The sequence below is a fragment of the Streptomyces sp. NPDC025784 genome (assembly GCF_055558435.1).
In genome coordinates this window covers 137,558-152,027 of record NZ_JBVHMN010000022.1, presented here as the reverse complement: position 1 = coordinate 152,027, position 14,470 = coordinate 137,558, and the positions used below count along the sequence as shown (strand labels likewise).

Annotated in this window: 15 protein-coding genes; 2 read left to right on the top strand and 13 right to left on the bottom strand. The window is 71.7% G+C overall.

Features of this window, described 5'->3' with window-relative positions:
* Window positions 1–5 precede the first annotated feature (5 nt).
* The 3 genes from ACZ4IF_RS37100 to ACZ4IF_RS37090 all read right to left on the bottom strand — a co-directional run bounded on the left by ACZ4IF_RS37100 (window position 6) and on the right by ACZ4IF_RS37090 (window position 2,634).
* Window positions 6–581 (bottom strand): transcriptional regulator, encoded by a 576-nt coding sequence (locus tag ACZ4IF_RS37100; RefSeq protein ID WP_467571251.1) that lies wholly within the window; start codon window positions 579–581, stop codon window positions 6–8.
* Between the two features lie 137 nt (window positions 582–718).
* Window positions 719–2,326, bottom strand: coding sequence for a helix-turn-helix domain-containing protein (locus tag ACZ4IF_RS37095; protein ID WP_467571248.1), 1,608 nt, complete (start codon window positions 2,324–2,326; stop codon window positions 719–721).
* Window positions 2,323–2,634, bottom strand: coding sequence for a helix-turn-helix domain-containing protein (locus ACZ4IF_RS37090; protein WP_467571245.1), 312 nt, complete (start codon window positions 2,632–2,634; stop codon window positions 2,323–2,325). Before ACZ4IF_RS37090 ends, ACZ4IF_RS37095 begins: the two co-directional genes overlap by 4 nt.
* An 878-nt stretch (window positions 2,635–3,512) precedes the next feature.
* Between ACZ4IF_RS37090 and ACZ4IF_RS37085 the strand changes: the two genes are divergently transcribed.
* The gene (locus ACZ4IF_RS37085) at window positions 3,513–3,980 is read left to right on the top strand and encodes a hypothetical protein (protein ID WP_467571242.1); all 468 of its coding nucleotides are present in this window, start codon (window positions 3,513–3,515) and stop codon (window positions 3,978–3,980) included.
* Between the two features lie 42 nt (window positions 3,981–4,022).
* Here ACZ4IF_RS37085 and ACZ4IF_RS37080 read toward each other — a convergent pair whose 3' ends face one another.
* The 10 genes from ACZ4IF_RS37080 to ACZ4IF_RS37035 form a co-directional block, all read right to left on the bottom strand.
* Window positions 4,023–5,003 (bottom strand): TIGR01777 family oxidoreductase, encoded by a 981-nt coding sequence (locus ACZ4IF_RS37080; RefSeq protein WP_467571240.1) that lies wholly within the window; start codon window positions 5,001–5,003, stop codon window positions 4,023–4,025.
* Window positions 5,004–5,097: 94 nt separating this feature from the next.
* Window positions 5,098–5,382 (bottom strand): DUF6510 family protein, encoded by a 285-nt coding sequence (locus ACZ4IF_RS37075; protein ID WP_345658872.1) that lies wholly within the window; start codon window positions 5,380–5,382, stop codon window positions 5,098–5,100.
* Window position 5,383: 1 nt separating this feature from the next.
* Entirely contained in the window at window positions 5,384–6,139 is a 756-nt protein-coding gene (locus tag ACZ4IF_RS37070) for a ferredoxin reductase (protein WP_467571236.1), read from the bottom strand.
* Window positions 6,109–6,708 carry a sulfite oxidase-like oxidoreductase gene (locus ACZ4IF_RS37065; protein ID WP_467571233.1) on the bottom strand — a complete coding sequence of 200 codons (600 nt, stop codon included), beginning with the start codon at window positions 6,706–6,708 and terminating at the stop codon, window positions 6,109–6,111. Before ACZ4IF_RS37065 ends, ACZ4IF_RS37070 begins: the two co-directional genes overlap by 31 nt.
* Window positions 6,709–6,914: 206 nt before the next feature.
* Window positions 6,915–7,484: a dihydrofolate reductase family protein gene (locus ACZ4IF_RS37060; protein ID WP_467571230.1), complete on the bottom strand. Its 570-nt coding sequence runs from the start codon at window positions 7,482–7,484 to the stop codon at window positions 6,915–6,917.
* Between the two features lie 74 nt (window positions 7,485–7,558).
* Window positions 7,559–8,335, bottom strand: coding sequence for an RNA polymerase subunit sigma-70 (locus tag ACZ4IF_RS37055; protein WP_467571227.1), 777 nt, complete (start codon window positions 8,333–8,335; stop codon window positions 7,559–7,561).
* A gap of 529 nt (window positions 8,336–8,864) precedes the next feature.
* Window positions 8,865–9,287 (bottom strand): PPOX class F420-dependent oxidoreductase, encoded by a 423-nt coding sequence (locus tag ACZ4IF_RS37050; protein WP_359501965.1) that lies wholly within the window; start codon window positions 9,285–9,287, stop codon window positions 8,865–8,867.
* A 193-nt stretch (window positions 9,288–9,480) separates the two neighbouring features.
* Window positions 9,481–9,957 carry a (2Fe-2S)-binding protein gene (locus ACZ4IF_RS37045; RefSeq protein ID WP_359501967.1) on the bottom strand — a complete coding sequence of 159 codons (477 nt, stop codon included), beginning with the start codon at window positions 9,955–9,957 and terminating at the stop codon, window positions 9,481–9,483.
* An 8-nt stretch (window positions 9,958–9,965) separates the two neighbouring features.
* The gene (locus ACZ4IF_RS37040) at window positions 9,966–12,308 is read right to left on the bottom strand and encodes a molybdopterin cofactor-binding domain-containing protein (RefSeq protein WP_467571222.1); all 2,343 of its coding nucleotides are present in this window, start codon (window positions 12,306–12,308) and stop codon (window positions 9,966–9,968) included.
* Window positions 12,309–12,493: 185 nt separating this feature from the next.
* Entirely contained in the window at window positions 12,494–13,417 is a 924-nt protein-coding gene (locus tag ACZ4IF_RS37035; RefSeq protein ID WP_467571219.1) for a GNAT family N-acetyltransferase, read from the bottom strand.
* A gap of 382 nt (window positions 13,418–13,799) precedes the next feature.
* Between ACZ4IF_RS37035 and ACZ4IF_RS37030 the strand changes: the two genes are divergently transcribed.
* Complete coding sequence (locus ACZ4IF_RS37030; RefSeq protein WP_467571216.1) at window positions 13,800–14,276, top strand: nucleoside deaminase; 477 nt, start codon at window positions 13,800–13,802, stop codon at window positions 14,274–14,276.
* The last annotated feature ends 194 nt before the right edge of the window (window positions 14,277–14,470 follow it).

Below are 14,470 nucleotides of genomic sequence, written 5' to 3'. Positions count from 1 at the left end.
GGGCGTCAGGCCGCGAACCCGATGTTCGTGACGTACTCGTACTGGCCCCACTGGGAGCCCAGGTCGACGACCACGTCACTGATCCAGGCCTCGTCGAGTGCGGCCTCGTCGTCCACGGCCCATGACTCGACGATGCGGTCCCAGCGCCGGACGTTGAGGGTGCGGTACTCGGCCACGCGCTGCTGGGGGCGGGACACCTGGGACTGGTTGAGCGGGTGGAACTCGACGCGGGTGCCCCGGCCCTGGCGGTTCAGGCGGGCGAGCAGATAGCGGGCCACGTTGTGGCGACGCACGGTCCGGTAGGCGGTCTCGATGCGTTCGAGATTCCTCTTCGAGGGGCTGCGCCTGCCGTCCAGCCACGCCGTGAGCGTGCGGTCGGTGACCGTCAGACCGGCCGCGCGGGCCGCCTCGCGGGCGTGTGCGCTGCGGGTGAGGTAGTGCAGCCGTGCCGCCAGACCTCGCCGGGCCGTGATCGGTGTGACGACGAAGCCCGCGAGTGCGTCGAGTTGACGGGCGACGGCCTCATGGCCCTTGATGCCACGAGCCCCGAACTTCCCGAACTCGATGTTCCTCTCCGGCACTTCGTCCCCTCACCACCCACCATGTCGGCCCTCGACTGATTTTCGACAGAGCGCACGTCGGTGCGCGGACATGCTACAGGCCGGGGCCGTGCCGGCCGTGAAGGGCGCCGCCCGGCCTCACCGGTGGCGCGACCTGCTCATTCTCCGACCGTGTACGTGTCCTTGACCTTCACCTCGGCGACACCGCGGCCCTCCGGGAACACCGCGCGCCAGTCGCCGGTGACGTGCAGTTCGTCGGTGCCCATGGCGCGGACGACCATCAGGCCCTCGTCGTAGGCCTTGTACGCCTTCATCCAGAGGTTGGCGAACGCCTGGGAGCGGATCAGGTGCATCCAGTCCGGCCGGTACAGCTCCCGGTTGTAGTTCGACTCCCCCATCGTCGAGACGAACTTGGAGTACATCGCCTTCACGTACTCCAGGGTCACCTCGTCGTCCTCGGCGATCGCCCGGTCGCGGGCGTCCTTGAGGGCGACGCGGAACTTCTCCAGCAGTCCTTCCGTCGCCCCCGAGGTGAACGACTCGTGGATCTCCGGCGGGTCGCACAGTCCGTACTTCGGTCCGGACAGCCGCAGCAGCAGCCGCAGGGTCGGCTCCGTGACCCACAGGGGGCCCGGCTCGTCGCGGCTGCCGAGCGGGTTGGGCAGGACCGCCTCGTGGTCCCACGCGGACGGCGTGATCAGATGCACGCCGGAACGGCGACGGTCGTGGTCCCCTCCCGTCGAGTGTTCCAACTGCCCGATCGGGAGATGCGTCTTCAGCGCGGACAGATAGGCACCGTTGACGTCGAGAGCGGTCACCTCGTGCGGGCCCGAGGGGAGTTCGGGGCGGGTCCACTTGGGACGGGCCTCCCAGATCCGGTCCGAGCCGCGTGCGGTCTGCTTGCGCAGGACGTCCGGGATCCAGGGGTGGGCGACGACGTCGTACCGCCCGCCCTTGCGTGTCTCGTCGAGCAGCGCCATGGCGTCCGGAATGGCTCGCTTCACGAGTGCCGCCGTGGCCGCCGCGGTGTCTCCCCGGTGCGTCGTGAGCGCCTCGGCCACGGCCGCGCCGATCGGGTCGGGCGTGTCGGAGGCCGCCCGCACACGGCGGCCGACGGGGACGACCGTCACCGGCTTGCCCCGGCTGCCGGTCGCCGCGGCCCTCGGGGAACGGGCCGGCGGCTCCGTCTCCGCGGGCGTGGTTCCGGCCGTCCGCACCACCACGGGCCCGGCCGAACGCGCCGGTGCGGGCCCGGTCGGCCGCGCCGACGCGGTGTTCGTCGGGTCCGCCGGTGAGTCCGGGGCGCAATCCGCCGCATCCAGGTGCTGCGGGAAACCCGCGACCTGGTGGTGGGCGGGACTGCCGCACAGGACACAGGGCCGGGGCGCCGGGAGGACCTCGACCTCGTCCGCCGGGCCGCCGACCGGCACGCCGTCACTGTCACCGGCGTCGATGCCGCTCCCGTCGTCCGCCGCCGTGCCGGCCGCGGACGCGAGGGCCTGGGCCGCCTCCTCCTCGGCCCGGGCCTGAAGCCTGGCCCGCGCGCCTTCGAGGAAGTACGCGTACTTCTCACGGACTTCGCCGCTCGGGTCCCGCCCCGACTCCCAGCCGCCGACCGTGGAGGGGCTGACGCCGAGGGCCTGCGCCACCTGGGCGCGGGAGAGGTTCAGCTCTTCGCGCAGGGGTCGCCGTGCCTCGGCCGGCGGCAGCGGAGCCTCCTGCCTGGCGTTGGCCAGCAGCGCGTCGATCGCGTCGAAGTCCGTCATCGTGCCACCTCTTTCGAACCGGCCCGGACGGCGGCGGGAGCACGGCGTCCGCTCGTACGGCGGCGGCCGACGGGCAGGCACTCGAAGGCCCGGGTCGGACCGGCCAGCAGGTCCAGTACGTCGATGCCGAAGTGCGCGGCCACCGCCTCGCAGTCCGCCAGGCTCCATGCGGCCGTACCGGACTGACGACGGCTCACCTGGGCCTGGCTCACGCCCAGGGCCGTGGCGAGGTCGGTCTGCGACTCGCCGGTCGCGTGCAGGAGCGCGGCCACCGCCGATCGCGCACGGTCCTCCAGACTCATCCCCATTCCGCCGAAGCTACCACCTGCAACCCATGACATATGCGGAAGGCGCATGAAGGATTCGACTCGCGGGTCGTGCGGCATCGGAACGTGATCGCTGCGACACGTCGCGGGGTGTCGCCGTACCGCGCCCCGTCCCGGTGCATCACGCCGGGACGGGACGGTCCAGCTCACGCAGCCAGCATGGGCTGATGGATGTCCCCCACTGTATGAGGCGGCACTGACAACGCAGGTCGGCCGGCCTTCGACAGCCCGCCTCCGTTGCCCTCGGCGACGGTGACGTGCGGCCGGCGGGCCGCACGAGGTGAAGGGACCGCAGGTGGCAGCAGACCCGCGGGGACCGGGCGACGCGCAGCAACGGCACTGGCAGCGGACCTGCAGCGATCATCCCGGTATTTACGGCCAGGCACCGTCCGCACCCGCCGTCCACGCCGCCGCGGCGTTCCGGGCCGCCGGTGCCCGGGACGTGCTCGAACTGGGCGCGGGGCACGGCCGTGACACCTTGTACTTCGCCCGTGAAGCCTTCACCGTCCGCGCCACCGACTTCTCCGCCACCGGCCTCGAGCAGCTGCGCGCGGCAGCCCGGGGGCAGGGGGTGGAGGAACGCGTGACGACCACGCTTCCCGACGTCCGAGAGCCGCTCCCCCCTCGCCGATGCGTGTCTCGACGCCGCCTTCGCGCACACGCCGGTGTTGCTCCGTACGAGTGGCGCATCACAGGACGTGGTCGTAGCGTCGACAAAGAGACGATCGCCGGCGAACGAGGGCGGCAGGGCTGCCCGGAGTCCGCCCCGCACGGTGGCCCGCACAGAGGTCGACGGGGCCGGCGACCGCGGGAACGGACACCGGCCAGGGGGCCGAGGACGCACGGCCGGGAGTGTACGGATGCGCAGACACACAGCAAGGACAATGGCCACGCTCTGCGCCGCCGCGTCACTGGTGGCGGCTCTGGCGACGGCCTCCGCCGCCACATCGGAGCCGTCTCCCTCGGCGAGTCCCACGGGCCGGCCGCCGACCCGGCCCGTCATCGTCGACTGCTTCTGGCAGCCCCAGGTGCGCCCCGCCGACTTCATGCTCGCCTGCGGCGACGGCAACAGCCGCCTCAGCTCGCTCCGCTGGACGCAGTGGGACGCCAACTCGGCGACGGCCTTGGGCGTCAACATGGTGAACGACTGCAAGCCGTACTGCGCGGCGGGCAAGTTCCATGCCTACGAGGTGATCGTGCGCCTGGAGAACCCGCAGTCGTGGAAGAAGCAGCCGGGGATGCAGCACTACACGAAGATGAGCCTGCACTACCCCGAGAGCCGGCCGGACGGCTACACGCAGGTGATGACGTACCCCCTGTGGAACTGACCCAGGTATCGCTTTTGTGGGACTGACTCCACCGTGATGACGTCACCCGGCGGTGGCGGCGGGCCGTCGCATGCCGGTGCCCCGTCGGCCGCGGACCCGTCGTACGAGATCGTCGGCGGCCGGGCCCCACTCCGGGTGGTCGAAGGTGAAGCCCGCGTCCATGAGGCGGCCCGGGACGACGCGTCGGCTCTTGAGCAGCAGTTCGGTGTCCGAGCGGAGTGCGAAGGCACCGATCTCGGCCATCCATCCGGTCGCGGGCAGGCCCACCGGGACACCCCAGGCGGTGCGCAGCGCGTGCATGAACAGGCGATGCGGCAGCGGGGCGGGGGCGGCGAGGTTCACCGGTCCGGCGATGTCCTCCCGGTCGGTCAGGAACTCGACCGCGCGGACGAAGTCGCGGTCGTGGATCCAGGACACGTACTGCGCGCCACCGGCCACCGGTCCGCCCAGGCCGAGTCGTGCGAGCCGCAGCAGCACGTCGAGGACGCCGCCCGGATCGGGGCTCATCACCATGGCCGAGCGCAGGGCGACCTTGCGGGTTCCGGGGGTGTCGGCCCGTTCCTGCTCCCGTTCCCACGACTTGGCGATGTCGACGCTGTAGGCCCAGTAGCCGGGGACGCCGGGTTCCGCTCCGCCGAGCACGCCGTGCCGCTCGTCGTTGGGTGCGTCGAAGCGGTGGGCGTAGATGGTGGCGGTGCTCATCTGCATCCAGACGCGGGGAGGTGCGGCGGCCGCGGCGATCGCCTCTCCCACGACACGGGCGGAGTCCACACGCGAGTCCATCATGGCGCGCAGGTTGGGCGCGGTGTAGCGGCAGCTCACGCTGCGCCCGGCCAGGTTGACGACGAGGTCGCTGCCGTCGATCACGTCGGCCCAGGACCCCAGGGTCCGTCCGTCCCACGGCACTTCGCCCCGGCGCGTCGGTCGTCGCGTCAGGACGACCACCTCATGTCCCGCGGCGCTCAGCGCGCGCCGCAGGACCCTACCCACCTGCCCGGTCCCACCGGGTATGACGACCTTCACGGGCCTCCCCCTCCCTGTACGGCGCGAGCCTACGCCCAAGACTTGAACACGTTCAAATCTTTCGTGGGGAGGAGCGCGCCGCGGGCCGAGGAGGTCAGGCGTCGGGCAGCGGGATGCGCAGGGACACCGCGCCGCGCAGGTCGAGCCATGCCTCCTGGGGACCGCGGACCAGACGGAGGACGACCTGTTCGCAGTGCGAGCAGCGGGCCACCAGGCCCGGGGCGGGCCCGTAGACCCGCAGCTCGGCCAGCGGACCGGTGCTGCCGCAGCCGGCGCAGCGGCCGGTCGCGGCGGTCAGGTCCACGGTGAAGATCTCCGAGAGGGGCCCGGCCAGGACGTTCCCGTCCTGGTAGGCGTCGGAGCCGGGGAATGCGTCCATGTCAGCCTCCACTCGGGCCGAAGCGCTCGGTACGGATGCGCCCGGGGTCGTGGCCCAGGTCGACCAGCAGATCCGCGGCGTGCTCCACGAAGCCGGTGGGTCCGCAGACGTAGACGGCGGGTTCGAACTCCGCGGGCCAGCCCGCCGCGGCCAGGTCCTGGATGCCCAGCCGCCCGGGCGGGCGCCGCAGGCCGTCCGGCACGCTGCGGGTGTAGACGTACGCGGTGTCCAGTCCGGGATCGCCCCGGCGCAGCTCCTGCGCGTACATCAGGTCCTCGGGCGTGCGCAGCGAGTAGACGAGCCGGAAGGGGACCCGGCTGCCCACGGCACGACGGGTGCGGATCATGGCCATCAGCGGGACGATGCCGGAGCCGCCCGCCACCAGCAGGACGGGCTCCTTCTGGTCGGCGCGCCACACGAACCAGCCCCCGACGGGCCCGCGCAGTTCCACGGCGTCGCCGACGGTCCAGTCGTCGGCCAGATACGGCGAGACCTCTCCGTCCTGTACGCGTTGGACGGTGAGTTCGATACGGCCGGTGTCCGACGCGGAGGCGAGCGAGTAGCTGCGCTGCGTGCTGTAGCCGTCCTCGGCCGTCAGCCTCACGTCCACGTGCTGCCCCGGCAGGTGGCCGGGCCAGCCGGGGACGTCCAGGACGAGGGTGCGCGCGGCGGGCGTCTCCGGCCGCCGCTCGACGAGTGTGCCCACGCGCCAGCGCAGACGGTCGCCTAGTCTCCCTGATACCGCTGTTCGCGCCATGGGTCTCCGTAGTCGTGGTAGCCGGCGCTCTCCCAGAAGCCCGGTTCGTCGTCGAGCAGCAGCTGGATGCCGCGCACCCATTTGGCGGACTTCCACAGGTACAGGTGCGGGACCAGCAGGCGGGCCGGGCCGCCGTGCTCCGGGTGCAGGTCGTCGCCGTCGTAGCCGTAGGCGATCCAGGCCTTCCCGTCGAGAAGGTCCTCCAGGGGCAGGTTGGTGGTGTAGCCGCCGTAGGAGTGGACCAGGGCGTAGTCGGCCGCCGTCTCCACGTCCTCCAGCAGCACGTCCAGTGACACGCCCTGCCACGTGGTGTCGAACTTGGACCACTTGGTGACGCAGTGCAGGTCGACGGTCGGCCGCTCGGCCGGGAGGCCCATCAGGTCGGCCCAGCTCCACCGGTGCCGTTCACCGGCCTCCGTGGTGACCGTGAACTCCCACGCATCCTGCTCGATCCGGGGGGTCGGCCCCGCCGAGAGCACCGGGAAGTCGTACGTCTCGTACTGGCCCGGTGGCAGCCGCCCGGCCTGGGGTCTCGGTCGTCCGTGAAAGCCGCGGGAGACGATGGCCACGTGCTTCCCCTTCCGTTCCGGAGCGGTACTCTGCCCCAATTGTCCACCCGCACCGTGCCGGGCTGCTTCCTGAGCGCGCCACCGCGGTCCCCTGCGAAAAGGGGTGTGGTTCCCGCCCGCGTCGGCAGGAGAAGGATCCGCATCGGCGCGGGATCCGTCAGGTGACCGGACGCGGGCGGTTCACGGGCCGAGAGCCGTGGGGCCTTCTATCGGGCGACGGGCCGGCCGGTGCTCCTGTGGCGCGTGAGGACGGCGGCGCCGACCTGTTCCACCGACACGCATTCCAGCTCTGCGGGCGGCCCGTCGGCGGGGAAGAGGCGTTGCCCGGTGCCGAGGACGACGGGGAAGGTCAACAGCCGGTATTCGTCGACGAGTCGGTGGGACATCAGCCGGCGCACGACGCCGAGACTGCCGGTGACGACGACGTCGCGCCGCTCGCTCCGCACGGCGTCCGCCAGGTCCCGGTCGAGGACCCGCGAGTTCTGCCACGCGGAGACGTCGGTGAGCGTGCGGGTCGCGACCAGCTTCGGTACGGCGTTCATCCGGGCGGAGAACGGGTCGTCCCGGTCGGGCCACAGCCGGGAGAACAAGTCCCAGGTCCGGCGCCCGAGCAGCAGGACCCCGTCGTCCAGCGCGCTGCCGAGACGGAACGTGTCCCCGGCGACGGATTCCGGGCCGTACCGGAAGGCCCAGCCGCCCGACGGTGTGCCCGCGGATCCGTCCGGGTCGGACACGACTCCGTCCAGGGTGGTGAACTCGATGACGATGACGCTCATGATGCGAAGCCCTTCGATTCGGTGTCACCAGTGCGTACCGGCGACACCGGCCCGATTCATCGCCGCGGACGCGATCAGCCGGCGGGAAGGCGCGCGGGCAGCCGGAAGGTGTCCAGTACGCCCGGGTCGGCGAACACGACGTTGTGCGTGACGCGGCCCCCGGCGACGGTGAGGACCTGCACCGTGTGCAGCAGGTGTCCGCCGCCGGGGTGCGGGGCGTAGGCGGCGAGGGCGGGCTGCCCGTTGGCGGTCGACCGCCGCACGGTCCAGTCCTTCCCGCGCGTCCGGAACACGCGCTCCATGAACCGGCCGTAGTCGCGGCTCCCCCGGTACCACAGCGGCACCGGCGGCATCTCCAGCACCGCGTCCTCGGCGAGCAGCCGTACGAGCGCGGGCACGTCGGCCGCCTCGAAGGCCGCCATGTATCGCTGGACCACCGCGCGCACCTCGGGGTCGGCCGGTTCGGAGACGGCGGCCGCGTCGTCGACGCCGCGCAGGGCGGCGCGGGCACGTTGCAGCGCGCTGTTGACCGCGGCGGCCGTGGTGTCCAGTTGCCCGGCGACCTCGGCCGCGGTGAAGTCCAGGACGTCCCGGAGGACGAGCACGGCGCGCTGGCGCGCAGGCAGCCGCTGGGTCGCAGCGATCCAGGCCAGCCGCAGATCGGCCCGCGACTCCGTGTCGAACCGTCCGTCGGGGAACGGCTGGAGCCAGCGGACGCCGGTCGCGGGCGTGAGCGGCGCCTTCGGGTCGTGGTCCGGCGCACCCAGTCCAGAGGGCAGCGGCCGCCGTCCGCGGCCCTCCAGGGCGGTCAGGCAGACATTGGTCGCGATCCGGTACAGCCAGGTGCGCATCGAGGCGCGGGCGGGGTCGTACCGCTCACGGGCCTTCCAGGCACGCAGCAGTGTCTCCTCTGCACCATGTCCTCGGCCTCGTGGAACGAGCCCAGCATCCGGTAGCAGAACGCCACCAACTCACCCCGGTACGGTTCGAATTCCACGCGCTCATCATGCCCCGGGCCGGGCGCCGGAAGGCCGGCGACGGACCGCCGGGCGGCGACGGCGTCCGGGGTTGCCGCGTCCGTCGCCACAACGCACACACCCCACCGCCCGATCGGGCGGTGGGGTGTGTTCCTGAGCGCCGGGCAGGCCTTGCACCTGCATCTCCCCGCAGGAAGCGGGACGTCTTTCCTTGGACCACCAACGCACGGCCTGTCACCGACAGTTGCGGTGACCTGCTCTGGAATCATCATACCCCAAGCCGGAGGTCGCTCGGAGCGGCCTCCGGGCCGGTCACGGCACCCGGGAGGTCAGCTCGGCGAGGGGCCGTTCTCCGGCTCCGCCGGATCCGCCGCGCTGACGAGCGGAACTCCCGTCGCCGGTCTCAGCCGGACACCTGTCCGCTGTCCCGGAAACCGCCCCAGCCGTGCCAGCGGTCGATCTCGATCCAGGCACTGACGCGCTTGCGCCCCCGCTGCACGTACGGGTGTCCCACGTAGTGCTGCGACAACTGGTCGATGGCCGCCAGCCCTTCGTCGTCGCGCATCTCCACGACGCGTCCGATCAAGGTGACGTGCGTGTACCAGCTGTCGGCGTCGAGGACCGTCAGGGTGACGCGGGGGTCGTTGCGCAGGTGTTCCAGCCTCTTGCGGCCCTCGTCCATGTTGACGAGCACCCGGCCGTCGTCCCAGAGGTACCAGGTGGCGGCGGACACCGGCTGCCCGTCGGACCGTATCGTGGCGATGACGGCCGGATTGGGCTTCTTCAGCATCTCGACGGCACCCTCGGGCAAGGGGGGCTTCGACATGAGTCACCTCTTCGTCGTCGTGTTCCGGTCCCCGTGGTGGCGGATCGTCCCCTGTGATCCACGGGGCGATGACCCCACGCTGCCACACTCCCGGCCCAACAACCCCATCCGCCACGGCGGTTGGGCTTCCGGGCACGCGCATTCCGTCACGTGCGCGCGCCGGGGCCGGGCAGTCGCCCGGTCGGCCGCCGGCTCAGTACCTCTTCGCCCCCGCCACGATCGCCTCCCGAATGCGGTGGTAGGTGCCGCAGCGGCAGATGTTGCGGATCTCGTCCAGGTCCGCCTCCGAGATGTCGCGGCCTTCCTCCCTGGCCTGGCGGACCTTGGCGACGGCGGTCATGATCTGGCCGGGCTGGCAGTAGCCGCACTGCGCGACGTCGTACTCCAGCCAGGCCTCCTGCATCGGATGCAGGTCCTTGCCGACGGTGGCGGGCAATCCCTCGATGGTGGTGATCTCGTCCTCCCGGCCGATGTCCTTCACCGGCACCGAACAGGGGTTGAACGCCTTGCCGTTGATGTGACTCGTACAGGCCTGGCACACGCCGAGCCCGCATCCGTACTTGGGCCCGGTGACGCCGAGGACGTCGCGGAGCACCCACAGCAGGCGTACGTCGTCCTCGATGTCGACGGTCACGGGCTTGCCGTTGAGGATGAAAGTGCGTTCGGGCACGGGGGCTCCTAGAAGGCGCGGCTCAGGCCGTCGGTGGGGGACGCGGGGATCGGCGGTGTGGTGGGCAGCGGTTCGAATCCGAGCGGCCCCGCGTGGTTGACCGGGAAGACCGTGGGCATGGTGCCCGTCGCGCGGCCGTAGGCACAGGCCACCGCAGCCATCGCGCCCGCGACGGCGAGTTCCCCTGCGCCGCCCGGTTCACCGGTGGTCGTGGGCATCACGACGATCTCCAGCTGGGGAGGCGTGTTCCACTGGCGGGTGTAGAAGTAGTTGTCCCAACTCCCCTCCTGGAAATGACCGTTCTCCAGGTGCAGTCCGGAGGTGAGGGTGATGGCGATACCGTCCATGATGCCGCCCATCATCTGGGCCTCCAGCCCTCGGGGGTTGACGGCGAGCCCCACGTCGACGGCGCAGACGACCTTGGTGACGCGTGGTCCGGTGCAGGCGTCGGGGATCTGCCGGCCGGTCGTCTCCGGGCGGCAGTCGATCTCGGCGAGGACCGCGACGTAGGAGTGGTACTCGGGGTGGATCGCGATGCCCTGCGCGGTGCCCGCGGGCATGCTCCGGCCCCAGCGCCCCACCTCGGCGACCTTGTCGAGGACCGCCCGCCCCCGCTCGTCCTTCAGGAGCCCCCGCCGGAACCGGTAGGGATCCTTGTCCATGCGTCTGGCGAGCTCGTCCACGACGAGTTCCTGCGCGCACCGCACATTGGGCGAGTAGATGTTGCGCATGGAGCCGGTGTTGAAACGCTTGTCGGTCTCGCTCAGCAACTGGGTGACGAGGCCGAAGTGGTACGGGGTCTGCTGGGTGAGGGTGAAGATCGTCTCGGAGAAGGTGAGGTCGCCGACGGGCAGCCGGGCGGCCTCGGCGGTGATGATCTCACCGACGCCGTGCCCGAAGTCGGTGGCCACGGAGGTGTGCCGCTGGTCGTAGGCGAGCACTTCGCCGAGCGCGTACGTGGCGCGCACCCGGGACGTGGACATCGGGTGGGTGCGGCCCTGACGGAAGTCGTCGGTGCGGTGCCACATCAGCCTGACCGGCTTGCCCATGGCCTTGGAGATCTCGGCGGCCTCGGCGGCGGCGTCGTGGAAGAGCTTGCGCCCGAAGGACCCGCCGCCCTCGGTGACATGCACCTTGACCGCGGACACGGGCAGACCGAGCTTCAGCGCGATCTCCTCCTGGGCCACGATCGGGGACTTCAGGCTCGCCCAGATCTCCGCCGAGTCCGCGCGGACGTCGGCGACCGCGCAGTTGGGCTCCAGGGCGCTGTTGCTGGCGAAGTGGAAGGTGAAACGCGCGTCGACGGCCTTCGTGAGCAAGTTCAGTGCGGGCAGCGGCAGTTCGGCCCGGCGCAGTTCGTCGCGGACGCTGTCGTCGGAGGCGCCGTCGGCGGTACCCGGGCCCCAGCTCGCCCTGAGCGCGCGGACCGCGTCGATGCACTGGCCGAAGGTGCGGCCGCGGACGGCGACTCCGGTGGAGACCGGTACGACGTCGGTGATGCCGGGCATGGACCTGACCTCGTCGAGGTTCTCCACGGACCGGACCGTGCCGTTGATCGTCGGCGGTCGGCACACCATGGCCGGCAGGGCGCCGGGGACGTGCAGGTCCATGGCGAACTTCTTGCGGCCGGTGACCGCTTCCAGGGCGTCGATGCGCCGCTGCGCGGTCCCGACGACCTTGAACTCGGCGGGCTTCTTGAGCGCCACGGACACCTGCCCGGTGCTCACCGAGGCTGCCTTCGCCGCCAGTTCGCCGTAGCTCAGGCTCCTGCCCGTCACGGAGGAGACGACCGCGCCCGCCTTGGTGGTCAGGATGCCGACGGCCTCGCCGAGTTCGAGTGCCGCCGCCTTCAGGAGCCGCTCGCGTGCGACGGCCGCGGCCACCCGGATCGGGGTGAACGTGGAGACGGTGGTGTTCGACCCGCCGGTGAGCTGGTTGAACAGCAGCTCGGGGCGCGCGTCGGCGAGCGTCACCCTGATCCGGTCCAGCGGCACGTCCAGCTCCTCGGCGATGAGCATCGCGCTGGACGTGGTGATGCCCTGCCCGACCTCGGCCCGGGGCAGGGCGAAGGACACCGTTCCGTCGGCTTCGACACGTATCGTGATCAGGTTCGCCGTGGGCAGCGTCGCATGGGTGAGCATGTCGTTGAGGTCGTAGATCTCGGCCGGACCCGGCACCGAGGGGACCACGGCCGCGGCCTCGTCGGGGGCGAGGACCGACTCCCCGAGCTGGGCGGCGACGGTCAGCGTCGACGCGGCCACCACATAGCCCAGGAACCTTCGGCGGCCGATCCCGTCCGCCGCGGGCCCCGCCGCCTCCGCAGCCGCCCGCGCGCGGTGGTGTGCTCCCATCAACTGTCCTCCCGACGAAGTCGCACGCGCCGTTTCACGACGGCTCCCGACTGTGCACGGCCGGGGGGCGTTGCGGAAGATCCCTCGCGTGTTTCCGCACGCAAGGACCATGAGGTGCCGCATACGTGAAGCTCCTGGAAGTGCCCGGCACCCGGGGTCTCTCGGCCCCGGGTACCGGGCTCCTCTCATCGCCAGGTCATGTTGATCTCGCCTCCGAAGTCGGCGTATCCGCCGCGCCGGAAGGCGTTCGCCATGGGGGTGTTCCCGAGGTCCGTGGAGGCCCGGACGCGGGGGACGTCCTGCCCGGCGAGGATGCGGGTCCCCTCGGCGAGGATGTCGTCGATGTGGCCGCGCCCGCGGTGCTCGGGCAGGACGGCGAGGTAGGCGATGATCGGGTTGTAGCCGTTGTGGGCCGGGACCACGAATCCCACGGGGCCACCCCCGGGCAGGGTGGCGACGCGCCACCAGTCCCGTGGGCTGGCGTACTTGGCCAGTTCCCCTTCGTAGTGCGAGACGGCGGCATCGCGCGGGGACATCCGGGTCAGGTCGTCGCGGCTGTGCGCGTCGAGGGTGCCCTCCAGCACCGAGGTCATCAGGTCGAGCAGTTCCTCGGCGTCCCGGACCGGCCGGAACACGAGTCGTCCGCTCGGCTCGGGGACCGGGGTGCCCGGCCGCCACTCCAGGCGGAGCCGCTCGACGAAGAGGCGGGCACCGGCGCGTTCCAGGATCGTCATACGGTCCTCGACGACGCTCCGGGCGGCGCCGTCGTCGCGCCATCCGGGCGGGACGTAGCGCGTGTACTCGGGTGGACGGGAGCCCTCGGGCAGGGTGGCGGCCATCGCGGTGCGCAACAGCCGGACGCCGATGTCCACCCGGTCGGTGTCCGGGAGGCCGTCGTCGACGTCGACGAGGTCGAGCAGGAGCGGTGTGTCGCTCCCCGGGCGGCTCCACCAGGCGGTCCTGGCCAGCAGTCGGTCGCCGCGCAGCGCGACCCACATCCATTCGGGTCGGCGGCGGCTGTGGGTCAGGTCGTCCGCCAGTTCGTCGTTGAGGGTGTAGGGCAGTCGGTTGAAGAGGTCTATCTCCTCGCGTCCGGTGATCGGGCGCATGGTCAATTCGTTCGGTTCCACGGTCTCGGCACACTCCGGTGAAAGTGCCTGTCCCGTCCTGGGGTCAGCTGTGTCGCGTGCCCCGGGAGACGACAGGCGCGATGGTCATGGGATTCATCGGCTCATCCCTCCTCTCGTCGTCACGGTCCTCGTCCCTGGTGGCCGGGATCCGGAGATCACTTGTAGCCGACGCGGGTCGTGCCCGCAACGGAGTATCGGCGGCCCGGCGCGCGGGACGCGGCCTTCGGTGTGCTCCGGGCGGCGCCCTCCGCGCCGCTGCGCCGTCCGGTCGCCCCGACACCCTGTCGTCCCTGCCGCCCCGTCACCGTGGCGAGCGCCTACGCTGCCGTGTGGAGATCACTCCGGAAGGAGGCCGCGGACCGTGCTGAAGGACAGCGAACTGCCGTACCTGCGCCGTTGTGTGGAACTGGCGACCGAGGCGCTGGAGGCCGGTGACGAGCCCTTCGGATCCGTCCTCGTGGGCGCGGACGGCACCGTGCTCGCCGAGGACCGCAACCGGGTGGCGGGCGGTGACCACACCCGCCACCCGGAATTCGAACTGGCCCGTTGGTCCGCCGCGCACCTGACACCCGAGGCGCGCGCCGCGGCGACCGTGTACACCTCCGGCGAACACTGCCCGATGTGCGCGGCCGCCCACGCGTGGGTGGGTCTCGGACGCATCGTGTACGTCGCCTCGTCCGAGCAACTTGCCACATGGCTCACGGAGTTGGGGGTGCCCGCGGCTCCGGTGCGTCCCCTCCCGGTCAACGAGGTGGCCCCCGGGGTCGTGGTCGAGGGCCCGGTGCCGGAACTGACGGAGCAGGTGCACGCACTGCACCGCCGCCTGCACGCGCGCTGACCGCCGTCGGCCGGGCCCGCTCCCTCGCCGGGGGACGCGCATTCGGTCGCGGTCGGTGATCCGGAGGACGGCGGGCTCGCCGGACGGACACAATGCGGCCAGGGACGACCGTCCGCGGGGTACCCCGAGCGGCGGCCTCCTCGACACGCGGCCCGCGCCCGGTGCCGCGTTCCCCTCGTACGGGAGGTGCAGGA

Bases quoted from the DNA above. Each gene is read 5' to 3' on its own strand.
- ACZ4IF_RS37040 (WP_467571222.1), bottom strand. From the start codon at position 12,308: ATGGGAGCACACCACCGCGCGCGGGCGGCTGCGGAGGCGGCGGGGCCC.
- ACZ4IF_RS37090 (WP_467571245.1), bottom strand. From the start codon at position 2,634: ATGGGGATGAGTCTGGAGGACCGTGCGCGATCGGCGGTGGCCGCGCTC.
- ACZ4IF_RS37095 (WP_467571248.1), bottom strand. From the start codon at position 2,326: ATGACGGACTTCGACGCGATCGACGCGCTGCTGGCCAACGCCAGGCAG.
- ACZ4IF_RS37075 (WP_345658872.1), bottom strand. From the start codon at position 5,382: ATGGACGCATTCCCCGGCTCCGACGCCTACCAGGACGGGAACGTCCTG.
- ACZ4IF_RS37050 (WP_359501965.1), bottom strand. From the start codon at position 9,287: ATGTCGAAGCCCCCCTTGCCCGAGGGTGCCGTCGAGATGCTGAAGAAG.
- ACZ4IF_RS37035 (WP_467571219.1), bottom strand. From the start codon at position 13,417: ATGCGCCCGATCACCGGACGCGAGGAGATAGACCTCTTCAACCGACTG.
- ACZ4IF_RS37070 (WP_467571236.1), bottom strand. From the start codon at position 6,139: ATGGCGCGAACAGCGGTATCAGGGAGACTAGGCGACCGTCTGCGCTGG.
- ACZ4IF_RS37055 (WP_467571227.1), bottom strand. From the start codon at position 8,335: ATGCGCACCTGGCTGTACCGGATCGCGACCAATGTCTGCCTGACCGCC.
- ACZ4IF_RS37060 (WP_467571230.1), bottom strand. From the start codon at position 7,484: ATGAGCGTCATCGTCATCGAGTTCACCACCCTGGACGGAGTCGTGTCC.
- ACZ4IF_RS37085 (WP_467571242.1), top strand. From the start codon at position 3,513: ATGCGCAGACACACAGCAAGGACAATGGCCACGCTCTGCGCCGCCGCG.